Origin of the sequence: Pseudomonas sp. GL-R-26 (genome assembly GCF_019947365.1) — a bacterium.
Classification (GTDB): domain Bacteria; phylum Pseudomonadota; class Gammaproteobacteria; order Pseudomonadales; family Pseudomonadaceae; genus Aquipseudomonas.
In genome coordinates this window covers 1-12,450 of record NZ_JAGYGI010000042.1, presented here as the reverse complement: position 1 = coordinate 12,450, position 12,450 = coordinate 1, and the positions used below count along the sequence as shown (strand labels likewise).

The 12,450-nt window shown below is 57.2% G+C and carries 8 protein-coding genes and 3 pseudogenes; 5 read left to right on the top strand and 6 right to left on the bottom strand.

What is annotated here, in order from left to right; genetic code table 11:
* Positions 1 to 20 precede the first annotated feature (20 nt).
* A complete protein-coding gene (locus tag KGA96_RS27145; protein WP_223515609.1) occupies positions 21 to 587 on the bottom strand; it encodes a nucleotidyltransferase family protein in 567 nt (188 codons plus the stop codon).
* 228 nt (positions 588 to 815) lie between these two features.
* On the opposite strand from KGA96_RS27145, the gene KGA96_RS27140 reads away from it, so the two are divergent.
* The 3 genes and pseudogenes from KGA96_RS27140 to KGA96_RS29980 all read left to right on the top strand — a co-directional run.
* Positions 816 to 2,153 (top strand): MFS transporter, encoded by a 1,338-nt coding sequence (locus tag KGA96_RS27140; RefSeq protein ID WP_046043905.1) that lies wholly within the window; start codon positions 816 to 818, stop codon positions 2,151 to 2,153.
* Positions 2,154 to 2,468: 315 nt separating this feature from the next.
* A pseudogene (locus tag KGA96_RS29985) lies at positions 2,469 to 2,777 on the top strand (PAS domain-containing protein); the annotation flags it as partial.
* 282 nt (positions 2,778 to 3,059) lie between these two features.
* A pseudogene (locus KGA96_RS29980) lies at positions 3,060 to 4,034 on the top strand (methyl-accepting chemotaxis protein); the annotation flags it as partial.
* 52 nt (positions 4,035 to 4,086) lie between these two features.
* On the opposite strand, the gene rimI reads toward KGA96_RS29980, so the two are convergent.
* Positions 4,087 to 5,217, bottom strand: a complete 1,131-nt coding sequence (gene rimI, locus KGA96_RS27130) for a ribosomal protein S18-alanine N-acetyltransferase (RefSeq protein ID WP_046043907.1) — start codon at positions 5,215 to 5,217, stop codon at positions 4,087 to 4,089.
* Positions 5,218 to 5,309: 92 nt separating this feature from the next.
* On the opposite strand from rimI, the gene KGA96_RS27125 reads away from it, so the two are divergent.
* Together KGA96_RS27125 and KGA96_RS27120 are read left to right on the top strand one after the other, a co-directional pair.
* Positions 5,310 to 6,896: a RimK family protein gene (locus KGA96_RS27125; RefSeq protein ID WP_046043908.1), complete on the top strand. Its 1,587-nt coding sequence runs from the start codon at positions 5,310 to 5,312 to the stop codon at positions 6,894 to 6,896.
* Between the two features lie 66 nt (positions 6,897 to 6,962).
* Positions 6,963 to 7,457, top strand: a pseudogene (locus tag KGA96_RS27120) (CorA family divalent cation transporter); the annotation flags it as partial.
* A gap of 106 nt (positions 7,458 to 7,563) precedes the next feature.
* Here KGA96_RS27120 and KGA96_RS27115 read toward each other — a convergent pair.
* The 4 genes from KGA96_RS27115 to KGA96_RS27100 all read right to left on the bottom strand — a co-directional run.
* Positions 7,564 to 9,465 carry a potassium transporter Kup gene (locus KGA96_RS27115; RefSeq protein WP_046043910.1) on the bottom strand — a complete coding sequence of 634 codons (1,902 nt, stop codon included), beginning with the start codon at positions 9,463 to 9,465 and terminating at the stop codon, positions 7,564 to 7,566.
* A 367-nt stretch (positions 9,466 to 9,832) separates the two neighbouring features.
* On the bottom strand, positions 9,833 to 10,738 hold the full coding sequence (locus KGA96_RS27110; RefSeq protein WP_046043911.1) for an amino acid ABC transporter substrate-binding protein: 906 nt from the start codon (positions 10,736 to 10,738) through the stop codon (positions 9,833 to 9,835).
* Between the two features lie 48 nt (positions 10,739 to 10,786).
* A complete protein-coding gene (gene potE / locus KGA96_RS27105) occupies positions 10,787 to 12,127 on the bottom strand; it encodes a putrescine-ornithine antiporter (RefSeq protein ID WP_046043913.1) in 1,341 nt (446 codons plus the stop codon).
* 132 nt (positions 12,128 to 12,259) lie between these two features.
* The coding region (locus KGA96_RS27100; RefSeq protein WP_223515603.1) for a hypothetical protein at positions 12,260 to 12,450 on the bottom strand (191 nt) is incomplete at its 5' end.

Sequence of the window (12,450 nt, the reverse complement as noted above, 5' to 3'; positions counted from 1 at the left end):
AGCTGAGACATTTAACCGATTCAACTTTGCGGCTCCACGATCCTGAGCCAAGGCCAACGAGCCTGATAACTTTTCGCCTTCTGATCGAACAGGTCTGGCTTGGGATTTTTTGGATTGATTCGAAGCAGCCCGTGCTCTGTGTCGGCCAGGCCGTTGGGCGCATAGACCTCGCCAGTTTCGATGTCCAGGCCAATGCAGGTGCCAGCAATCAGGTAGCGATCAATCCCGTCTTTTGCCGACTGAAGCCTTGGATAATCCCCGCCAAAGCGCTGGCCGTACCACAGGTGCACGCGAGCCTGATTCTTGATCTCAATGTTCACGTCGAGGTCGCGGAACAGACGGTGACCTGATTGGATGACCTCATTCTCAGCTTCCCACGACAGGTCATCATCGAAGTAAAAGACGTCGTAGTCCTTCACGCCCCACTCTGGTGGTCGCTGTGCCTGATGATTCCATACGGCCTGGAACAGGCAACCGGCCGTGAGCATGCATTGGTTCAAACCGAGCGCAGGCAAGCGAGCGGAAATTTCTGCGTTTACCGGATTGGTCATTGCGATCCTGACCAGGCTTTCGACAGTCAATGTCATTTTCGTCCCTTCTGATTGATCTGATCCCGGCGAACGACAATACCCTCAACGCTTTTCAAATTTGCGAAAAAATCGCCCACTTCTCTCCCTCGGCCAATCTGGCGCGAATCATGCCTGATTCAACGGCATGAAGTCGGTACTGACTATGTGGGTGACACTTTTGAAGTGAACCACCTCCGGGTCAGCCCCGATAATCGGTAGCTTACTGACGAACTGTCGAGGTCAAGCATGACGAGCGCAACTATGGAACAAGTCAGCCCACAAACGCTGAGAAGAGTGATTGTGGCCGCTGGCATCGGCAATTTCGTCGAGTGGTTCGACTTTGCCGTCTACGGCTTTTTGGCCACGACCATCGCCCAGCAATTCTTCCCCAGCGGCGACGCCAGTGCCGCGCTGCTCAAGACCTTTGCGGTATTCGCCGTGGCCTTCGCGTTTCGGCCCCTTGGCGGGATTTTCTTCGGCATGCTGGGCGACAGGATCGGCCGCAAGCGCACCCTCGCGATGACCATCCTGATGATGGCCGGTGCCACGACCTTGATCGGTCTGCTGCCCACTTATGCGGCGATCGGGGTCATGGCGCCGATCCTTCTGTCCCTGATCCGTTGCGCCCAGGGCTTTTCCGCCGGGGGAGAATACGCAGGCGCCTGTGCCTACCTGATGGAGCATGCACCGAGTGATAAACGCGCCTGGTACGGCAGCTTCATTCCGGTGTCGACATTTTCCGCCTTCGCCGCCGCTGCTGTGGTGGCCTATGCGCTCGAGGCGTCATTGTCGGCCGAAGCAATGGGGAGCTGGGGTTGGCGCCTGCCGTTCCTGATTGCCGCGCCCCTGGGCCTGGTGGGCCTTTACTTGCGCTGGAAGCTCGATGAGACACCGGCATTCCAGGCGGTGACTCAGGAACATGCTGTCGCACATTCCCCTCTCAAGGAAACCTTGCGCAACCATGGTGCGGCGATCTGTTGCCTGGGCGCCTTTGTGTCACTTACGGCACTCTCGTTTTACATGTTCACCACCTACTTCGCGACCTACCTGCAAGTCGCCGGTGGCCTGAGTCGCGCAACAGCCTTGCTGGTATCGCTGATTGCATTGCTGTTCGCTGCGGCGATCTGCCCGCTTGCCGGGCTGTATTCGGACCGGGTCGGACGTCGAGTCACGGTGATGAGCGCTTGTGCGCTGTTGATCGTGGTCGTGTATCCATCGTTCCTGATGGCCAGCTCCGGGTCGTTCGCCGCGTCCATCGTCGGCGTCATGCTCCTGGCGATTGGCGCGGTGTTGTGTGGCGTGGTCACCGCGGCCTTGCTCTCGGAAACCTTCCCTACCCGTACCCGGTACACCGCCTCGGCTATCACCTACAACATGGCGTACACCCTTTTCGGCGGCACCGCGCCGCTGGTGGCAACGTGGCTGATCAGCACCACCGGCAGCAACCTGTCGCCGGCGTTCTATCTGATCGCGATTGCATTGCTCGCATTGGCGGGCGGGTTGGCATTGCCGGAGACATCAAGGATTTCCCTGCATGACGTTGCGGCGCCGGAGAAAGCCGCAGGTGTGGGCGCATCCGCCTGACAACACGAAACGAGCCGGCAGGCGTCAGGCCAATGAGGTTCCTCTCAGCGGCCTTTGACCGCGACGCTCATTCGCAACTCAAGGCCCATTCAAGTCGACGTTACGAGTGATTTCACATTGATATCGCTGTTTTGTCATGAAATGAAAAGAAATTGTCGTCGAATGAAGGGTCGATAGCCTCCCCCACCCATAAATTCCTCTTTGGGCCCGCGTGTTGAATTTCCGCGATCTGACTCCAGACCCGGCCGGCGCAATGCCTGGGCGCATTCCCGATTTATATGCTCAACATAATAATAATCCGAGGGGTCGCATTGTATGCGTGTGAATTTACCCGTAACCGAGCATGAAAGAGTTTTCCCCACCGAACAGCGATTGATCTCCACGACCGATCTGGATAGCCGAATCACCTACTGCAATGACGCCTTTGTCGCCATCAGCGGTTTCACCTACGACGAACTGGTCGGTCAGACCCATAACCTGGTTCGACACCCCGATATGCCACCCGGGGTATTCGTGCATATGTGGCACACCATCAAGCAAGGCAAACCCTGGATGGGTATTGTGAAAAACCGCTCGAAAAATGGTGACTTCTATTGGGTCAGTGCCTACGTCACGCCCATCTATGAAAACGGACGCATGAGTGGTTACGAGTCGGTCCGCTCGGTGCCCAGCCGCGACCAGGTCCGCCGGGCATCAGCGCTCTATTCAAGGATGCGGGCCGGGAAGCCGATCGTTTCGCTGAGCGCGCGGATTTTCCGGCCGCTGCAACAGGGGTGGCCATTATTGATGGCTGGCGGGGTTTCACTGCTGGGTAGTCAGTGGCTACCGAAAACGGCGGCACAAGGGGTCCTGGTCGCGAGCCTTGGTGTTGCCTGGTACCTGATCGAGTCTCGAAATCGCCAGGCCATCGAGCGCACCCTGGCCGAGCATCCAAAAGCCTTTTCCGATCCGCTGGTCGCGCTCACCTACAGCGATAACCACGGCCCCCAAGGGCAACTGGACATGGCCATGGTCAGTGAGGAAGCGCGCCTGCAGACTGCCCTGAGCCGGCTCGTCGATGCCGGGGTCAATGTCAAGGCCAAGGCGGCGCAGTCATCCGAACTCTCAGGTTCCCAGGCGCAGTCGCTTGATCGTCAGCGCAGTGAAACCGACCAGTCTGCCGCCGCCATTTCACAGATGGCCGCCACCATTCAGGAAGTCACGCAAAACGTCATCAGCACCGCACATGCCGCGTCGGAGGCTGACCAGTTGACCCGTGACGGCAGTGAGCTGGCCCGGCAAAGCCTGAGCGCCATGAAAACCATGCACGAGGCGGTCAGCGAGATTGGCCTGGCGGTCAATGCACTGGCGAGCGAAACGCAATCGATCGGCAGTGTCGTGGATGTCATCACGTCCATTGCCGAACAGACCAACCTGCTGGCGCTCAACGCGGCCATCGAGGCGGCCCGGGCAGGTGAACAAGGACGCGGTTTTGCCGTGGTTGCCGACGAGGTCCGTTCCCTTGCACAACGCACCCGCACCTCCACCGAACAGATCCACGGCATCATTGCTTCACTGTATGACGGTGCCGATCGCGCCGTATCAACGGCCAATCGTGGCGAGCAGATTTCCCGCGAAAGCATGCAAAGTGTCGAGGCGGTTCAGTCGGCGTTGGTCGGCATCAGCCAGGCCGTCACCCGGATAACCGGCATGAGCCAGCAGATGGCCTCGGCGTCTGAAGAGCAAAGTCACGTGGCTGAAGATATCAATCAACAGATCACGCGAATTGCCCAACTGTGTGATCACAGTGCCGGGCAGGCCAAGCAAGGCGCCGCCATCAGCCAGGATCTGGAAGTCATGGCCGATTACCTGCACAGCCTGGCCGAACGTTTCAGCCGATAGCCATCAGTGCCTGTTGACCGTCTGGCATCCGGACAACAGGCAGCCATCGATTTCAATCAGTCGCAAGTGGCACTGCGTTGCTAGACTGCTCGCGTGCGTAAAGCGTCACTGAGGCGCGCAGCTTGTTGCCGCCGAAAGCACACATTTTGTCGAACGCCTTGTGACTGACGGGTAGATGCTGGCAGTCGAGTGCCTGACGGTGCTGACTGTGATCGATGTCCGGGTCATGCAGATAGACGAAGTCTTCATCGTAGTCAGTGACAATTACCCAGTGCGGCGCTTTGGAGCGAGTCAGACGGTAGCTGCTGATCAACACCAAGGGCTGACCGCCGGCCTTCAGCGTGAGAGCCAGATCCAGCTGGTTGCTGCTGACATGCTCCACGTCACTGTGTTGAAGTTCCGCGCAGAACGCTTCGTGTACCAGGCGAATGACCTCCTTTTTGTGTTCGTCGCGCACCCCGTCGAGAAATAGCGGACCGGCGATACTGACTTGCAGGCGTACTCGAAACCCTCGGCGCCAGGCCGCCAATGCCAAACCTTGGGGACTGCACCCGCCGTGCCCCGAAGTCATGAACACCGTCGTGGCTTCACGCCAGATTTGCAGCTCGTCCCGGCGCTCGACCAAGCGCTCGGGTTGCAATGCCCTCATGGCCATCAATAGGCAAGCCGGGCCGCAGGTAAACTCAGTGGTTTGTTGGTAGTAAGGCACCTGGAATTCACGGCTTTCCCGATGTTGCAGAATGCGTTTCTCCAAACGCAACGCATGCGCATGATCCTCGTAGTAGTTGTGAACCACAGCGAAGCGTCGGTAACCGTTACGCTCATAAAGACTGATAGCGACGGGATTGTCCGGGCGCACTTCCAGTCGCAGGTAGGCGCAGTCGTGAGCGCGAGCGCAATCTTCCGCCTGATCCAAAAGCTGTTTTCCAAGACCGAGGCCGCGACTGTGGGTGGCGATAGCGATTGAATACAGGCGCGCCAGAGAGGTGCCACGGTGAAACAGGACCAGACAGTAGCCCATCAGTTGACTCCCGTCTTGCGCAACGATCAGGCTGGCATGGGCTCGGCTGATCATCCACTGAAAACTGCGCGGAGTCAGTCGATCAGAGGTAAAGCATTGGTTCTCCAGTTCCAGCAGAGACTTCAGATCATCGTGTGTAGCTTTGCGAAATAACAGGCTCATAGCCCCACCGTAAAAGTTGCGTAACGAAACGAGACTTTTTAAAAGTATCGTGCTTAATAGATAAGGACTTGTTCTCCAACGGACCTTTTCATATGTCAGCGGTACAGGGTGGCTTGCGTGAAGTATCAGAGCAAAATCGGTTAACGGCAATATCAAACCTGACTTATTTACCGGAGACACCGGGAAGATCCAGCCAGGTGATCATTATTGTTGAACGAAAAGAAGACTGGGCCTCTTACTTCCCCTCGGAAGATATGATGAGTGCCCAGGAATACCTGGAACAGCCTCTTGAGATCGAAGCCGGCAAGCGCGTCCAGGTTATTAATCTTTGCCGAAGCTACAAGTATCTGGGGCACGGGTATTACTGTTCACTGCTGGCAGAAGCACGCGGCCATAAAGTTATTCCGTCCGTGCGCACTATCAGCGAACTTACCAAAAAATCACTGTATGGCCTTGCGCTGGACGATCTGGGCAAAACCCTGGACAAAGCACTGAACAACCATATTTACAGTAATACCGAAGGGTTCACGCTCACCCTGTACTTCGGTAAAACCAATCTTGAACCATTACAGGATCTGGCACGGCAAATCTTTGAACTCTTCCCATGCCCGATCCTCTTGGTAGAGTTCCGTAAAAGTAATAGTTGGCGCATCGACGGAATAAAGTCCGGTGTCTTGCAAAAGTTACGCGAAGATCAGGAAGATCAGTTTGCCAACTCGCTGGACAGTTTCAGCCGCAAGATATGGCGAATGCCACGTTCACCCCGCGTGGCCCGCTACGACCTGGCCATTCTGCATGACTCGCAAGAAGCGCTGCCGCCTTCCAATGCCAAGGCACTGGAGAATTTTATCCGGGTCGGCAAAGGCTTGGGTATTGATGTCGACCTGATCGAAAAGAAAGACTATTCACGAATCGCCGAGTATGACGCCCTGTTGATTCGCGAAACCACCAGCATGGATAACCACACCTATCTCTTCGCCAAGAAGGCGGAAAGCGAAGGTCTGGTGGTAATGGACGATCCCGCTTCAATCCTGCGCTGTACCAACAAGGTGTACCTGACTGATCTGCTCAAAAGCCACCAATTGGGTATGCCGGCAACCGAGATTCTCTACAAGGAACGACCGGAAGACTTCGAGCGAGTGGGTGAACGCCTGGGCTTTCCATTAGTGCTGAAGATTCCCGATGGCTGCTTTTCCCGGGGCGTAATCAAGGTCGAAAGCCAACAGGCACTGCTGGAAGCCACCGCTGAGCTATTCGAACACTCGGTGTTGTTGCTGGCTCAGGAGTTCTTTTACACCGAGTACGACTGGCGCATTGGCGTGCTCAACCGCAAACCGATTTTCGCCTGCCAGTACTTCATGTCCAAAGGTCACTGGCAGATCTACAACCACAAAGCCAAGGGCCAGGACATCAACGGCGAATGCCGCACACTGGCGGTTCACGAAGCTCCCCAGGCGGTGGTCGAACTCGCGGTGAAGACTGCCAACCTCATTGGTGATGGTTTGTACGGGGTCGACCTGAAACAGTCGGGGGACAAGGTGGTGGTAATCGAGGTTAACGACAACCCGAACATGGACGCGGGCATCGAAGACGCTTACTTGCAGGACGACCTGTATTGCCTGGTTCTGGAGGAGTTCATTCGCCGCCTGGAGCTGAAACGTCGTGGCCAGGCGTGGTAAACGCATGCTCCGATACCCGCTTGCGGGACACTGATTTTTCTCAATCGATAACGCCATAGGTCAGACATGATCAAGAGTTTTCAACTCGCCAATGGGACGCTGGTATCGGTTGAACACCTCGATGTCGATGTGATGTTGTTCAGCAATCCCGATGCGGCAGAACGGGACCTACTGCGCAGCGATTTCAAACTGGACGATCACGCGCTGGCTTCGGCACTGGATCCGGACGAAGTTTCACGCATCGAATTCCATCCGGATAACCTGTTCTTGATCTGGAAGCGACCGGAAAGCTACTCGGGCGGTGATAGCCTGGCCTTCGAGGTCTCGTCGTTCGGCTTGCTGTTCTCTAAATCACGCTTGCTGGTAATCGCGACTGACGATTCCCAGTTGAGTGGCCTGGGGGAACGGCACCCCTTGCACTCACCGCAGGATGTGCTGCTGGACATACTGTTCAACAACCTCCACCACTACCTGGGTCACCTCAAAGTGATCAAGATGGTGGCTCGCGAGTTGCAGCAGAAATTCAACGCCTCGATGGAGAATCGACATCTGATCCGCGTGGTTCATCCAGCATGAATGGCCCACATTGAACGCTTGAGGTGCTCGGACAGTGCGGCGGCTTTGAACTTTTCGCACCGCACCCTGCCCCCGAATACTCGATCACTCTTTACATCTCAACCTGTGTGCCCAGTTCTATCACCCGGTTCAATGGCAACTTGAAGTACCTCAGGTTGCTATTGGCGTTCTTCAGCAAAAACGCGAACAGGCCTTCTCGCCAACGGGCCATACCGATGCGCTTGGTCGGGATCACCGTTTCCCGACTGAGGAAATAGGTCGTGCGCATCGGACTGAAATCCAGCTCGGTCAAGTGACAGAGACTCAACGCCAAGGGAACATCGGGCTCCTCGATAAAACCAAAATGCAGACTGACCCGGAAGAAGCCTTCACCATAGGCTTCAACCTCGAACCGCCGTTCACCACTCACGCGAGGGCTGTCTTCAGACACCACAGTGAGCAACACCACTTGCTCATGCAAAACCTGGTTATGCAGCAGGTTGTGCAAAAGTGCATGAGGAACAGCATCGGCCCTGGCCGTCAGAAATACCGCCGTACCTTGTACGCGATGGGGAGGTTGCGTACGGATACTGCCGATGAACAACGGTAGAGGCAGTGCCGTTTCATCCAACCGCTCGACAATAATCTTCCTGCCCCGCTTCCAGGTCGTCATCAAAATGAATAGACCAATACCGGCAATCACCGGGAACGCACCGCCCTGGAAAATCTTTGGCGCATTGGCCGCGAAGTACAGGCCGTCGACCAGCAGAAAACCCAGCAACATCGGGATGGCCAACCAGCGCGGAGTTTTCCATAGCAGCAGGACAACCGCCGAGGACAAGATTGTTGTGATCAACATGGTTCCCGTCACCGCGACACCATAGGCTGCGGCCAATGCACTGGACGACTCGAAACCGATGACCAGCAGAACAACACCGACCATCAATGCCCAGTTAACCGTGCCGATGTAAATCTGTCCCTGCTCCTGACTGGAGGTGTGCTGGATAAACATACGAGGGATATAACCCAGCTGAATAGCCTGGTGAGTCAGGGAGAAAGCACCGGAAATCACCGCTTGAGAAGCGATGATGGTCGCCAGTGTGGAGAGCGCGACCATCGGCAGCAGTGCCCAATCAGGCGCCAGCAGATAGAACGGGTTGCGCACAGCCTCCGGGTCTCCCAGGATCAACGCGCCCTGGCCAAAGTAATTGAGCACCAAACCGGGCAGTACGAGCATGAACCACGCACGAGAGATCGGTTTGCGGCCAAAGTGGCCCATGTCGGCATACAGTGCTTCAGCACCGGTTAGTGCCAACACGACAGCGCCCAGAATCGCCACACCGATTCCCGGATGAACGATAAAAAAATGCGCCCCCCAGTATGGATTGAGCGCTTGCAATACTTCCGGCCGCTGCAAAATCCCGTAGATCCCCAGTGCACCCAGCACGACAAACCACAGCACCATCACGGGGCCGAACAAGATACCGATGCGAGCCGTACCGTGCTTCTGTATCAAGAACAACGCCACCAGCACGATCACTGACAAGGGCACAACCCAGTGCTCGATCCCGTCAAACGCCAGCTGTAGCCCTTCAACCGCAGAGAGCACCGAAATAGCCGGGGTAATCATGCTGTCCCCGTAAAAAAGTGCCGCACCAAACAGGCCAAGCAGCACCAGTACCTTGCTCAAGTGCGGATAAGGTGCTGCCGCGCGGCGGGCTAACGCCGTCAACGCCATTATGCCGCCTTCGCCCTGATTGTTGGCCCGCAGGATAAACAACACGTATTTGATCGAGACCACCCAGATCAACGACCAAAAGATCAACGACAGAATGCCTAGCACCCCGTCGTGATTTACCTGAACGCCGTAGTGGCCGGAAAAGACTTCTTTCAGCGTGTAGAGGGGGCTGGTGCCAATGTCCCCGTAAACCACTCCAGCGGCGGCGACGAGCAAGCCCACTCCTGACGTTTTGGATTGGGTATCTGCATGTGCACTGGTCACTGTTTTACTCAAGGGTCGCTTCTCTCAAATTGCGGTGGAGGAAGTTCATGCCATCCTTGGGCAATACATTGCCAGCATCATTAGAAATGCAGGCGCATGGACGGTCAAAAAAATCGCGGCCAGTATCGTTGCGGACAAAACCGCCTACCGTAAAGAATGCGTAAAAATTAAACGGTGAGCGGACTCGCGAAGAAGTCGGCCGCCAGTGGCCCGATGACGCGTGCGAATGCGCGCGCTCTGGATTGTGCCGTGGCGGGCATCGCGGTAACGGGTTGGGCGCAGGCTCAGTTGGTGCAATCCCTTCATTCAATCTCTGCATTTATCAAGACACTGCCCATGAAAAAGGCCTCCCGCAGGCGGCCTTTGATTCACAATGGCATCAGGGCAATGCATAGACCCTGAACAGTCTTTTCACGGCAAGGTTGCTCCCGCCCAGATACTGGTCGTAGGCCTTTTCTATGAAGCCCGAGTGATAGGCTTCACTCAGGGCCATATCGACCAGCAATCGGAAGTCTTCGTCGTTGCGTTCCACGATCATCGCCACCGGCGAGTACTCGAAGATGCGGTCCAGGAGCATCAGGTTCTTGGCCGCGCCCTCCTTGGCGACTTCGTTGCGCAGCAGCATGCGTTCGGAGAAGAAGGCATCGGCCTTGCCCTCGGCGACCAGCTTGATGCCCTCGTCGTTGTTGGCCACGGTCACCAGCGAGGCAATCACATTGAGCATGCGCATCTGCTCGCGAATCCAGTCTTCGGTCACGCCCCCCTCCAGGGTCGCGTAGGTTTGGTTGGCCAGACCGTTGTTGATGCTGGCACGCCAGGTCGGACCGGTATTGGCGACCTTGCCATTGAGCACATTGAGCAGCGGTTCGCGAGCATCGTTGCGCACCACGACCGAGAGGCCAGCGGTATAGATCGGTATGGAGTAACTGATCATCTTGCGCCGTTCCAGGGTGGGCGGTGTCGGCGTGCAGAGGATATCGACTTTACCCTGGCTCACGGCGTTGACCTCGTCCGAAATCTTGACGGGCTGGTAGCGCACTTGCAGGTCAGGCAGACCCAGTTCGCTCTTGAGCTTGTCGGCGACTTTCAGGCAAAGGTCGATGGCATAACCGCTGGCCTTGTCGCCCTCCTGTTTGCTGAAAGGGGCCAGGTCAGGCAGGTAGCCCAGGGTAAAGGTGTGGCTGCTGCGTACCCGTTCAAGGGTGTTGGCGCCGGCCACTAGCGGCAGCGTCGAGAGTGCGAAGGCAAGCAGCAGTCTGGTGGTTGTGGCAAATGGTACGTTCATGTCCGGTTTCCCCGTATGCAGATGTCTGTGCAGTCCTGTTGGCCACGCCTAAGGGTTTGCGGCCCTGGCCTGGTTGGCCGCTGGCGCGTCGGTGAAGCGCTTGGCGAGGAATCCATAGAGCAGGTAGCCGAAAGCGAGCACCAGGGTGCCGCCCATCACTGCGTCCTTGCCGCAGGCATACAGGGCGTACAAGGAGTACGTGACTGCAATCAGCAAGACCACCACGTTACGCGTGTGAATCGCTGACGAGACCCCGGCCTTGTGCATGATCACCAGCAGGCCCGTCAGCGCAGTGATATAGGGGATGAGGTTGGTGACTGCCGCCAGGCTGACCAGCTTGCTGAACTGCGCGGCGGCATCGGGCGAGATGGTCGACAGGGCCATGAGGGTCTGCAGCACGCCGCAGACAATCATGCCGATGACGGGCGCATTCATGGAGTTGACCTTGCTGAACAGCTTGAGGAACAGGTTCTGGTCAGCCGTCATCTTGGCCGTTTGCGCCAGGGTAAATTGCCAGCCCAGCAGCGAGCCGACGCAGGCCATGACCGCCAGGGCCATGACGATATTGCCGACCATCGGGCTGAAAATCGTGGCGTAGACCAATGCGAAGGGCGCCGAGGATTTGGCCAGTTCCGCGTTAGGAATGATGCCCTGGATGACAGTGGTCGACAGCACATAGACCACGGCGGCCCCCAGGGTGCCGAACAGGCAGGCCAGCGGCACGTTGCGCTTGGGGTCTTCCACGGCATCGGTGGCCTGGGCCGCCGACTCCATGCCCAGGAAGGCCCACAGGGTCAGGGGTATGGCTTTGCCAATGGCTTCGGAGATCGCCACGCTGTGCGGATTCCAGGCGGCGGCCAGCACATCAGGCTTGAACCAGAACCAGCCGATGATGCTCAGGCCCGCGACCGGAATGATCACGCCCCACACCGTGAACGCACCGATCTTGCCGGTGATGCTAGGGCCACCGAAGTTGGCGAAGGTGGTCAGCCAGATCAGCCCGATCGTGCCGACACACAGTGGAATCGCACCTGTGCCCAGCCAGGGCACGAAGGCGGTCATGTAGCCCACCGCCGAAATGGCCACGGCCACGTTGGCGATCGCCAGTGACAGGAAGTACAGGTACGAGCAGAGAAAAAAACCCGACTTTGAATGGGCTTCTTCGGTGTAGGCGGACAAGCCGCCGGAGCGTGAGCAGAAGACCCCGCACTGGGCAAAGCAGTAGGCGATGGCCATCGAACCGATCGCCGTGAAGATCCATGACAGCAGCGAGACGGCGCCCAGTTGAGCCATGTTGGTGGGCAACATGATGATGCCAGAGCCCATCATGTTGACCGTTACCAGCGTCGTGAGCCCCATCAGGCCCATTTTCTTGCTTGAATCAGCCATCGCAAACTCCTTGCCTTTTGCAGAGTTTTGAACCTGGGTCTGGCGACGTACAGCACGCGGCCGGACAGGGGCTAACGCTTACTGCTTGACCACATGAACCTTGTAGGTTGAACGCTTCTGACCCGTGCAGCATCAGGCCTTGATCACGTACCCATACGCCCGGGTACGCCCGCCTTCCTGCTTCAGGTACACCCCTTGCAACTCCGGCGTGAAGCCGGGCAAGCGGTTGATGCCTTCTTCCAGGGCCAGGAAGTACTTGAGCACCGCGCCGCCCCAGATTTCACCTGGCACCACGCACAGAACCCCCGGCGGATAAGGCAACG

Coding starts and splice junctions, on each gene's coding strand:
- KGA96_RS27145 (WP_223515609.1), bottom strand. CDS start 587: ATGACATTGACTGTCGAAAGCCTGGTCAGGATCGCAATGACCAATCCG.
- KGA96_RS27140 (WP_046043905.1), top strand. CDS start 816: ATGACGAGCGCAACTATGGAACAAGTCAGCCCACAAACGCTGAGAAGA.
- rimI (WP_046043907.1), bottom strand. CDS start 5,217: ATGAGCCTGTTATTTCGCAAAGCTACACACGATGATCTGAAGTCTCTG.
- KGA96_RS27125 (WP_046043908.1), top strand. CDS start 5,310: ATGTCAGCGGTACAGGGTGGCTTGCGTGAAGTATCAGAGCAAAATCGG.
- KGA96_RS27110 (WP_046043911.1), bottom strand. CDS start 10,738: ATGAACGTACCATTTGCCACAACCACCAGACTGCTGCTTGCCTTCGCA.
- potE (WP_046043913.1), bottom strand. CDS start 12,127: ATGGCTGATTCAAGCAAGAAAATGGGCCTGATGGGGCTCACGACGCTG.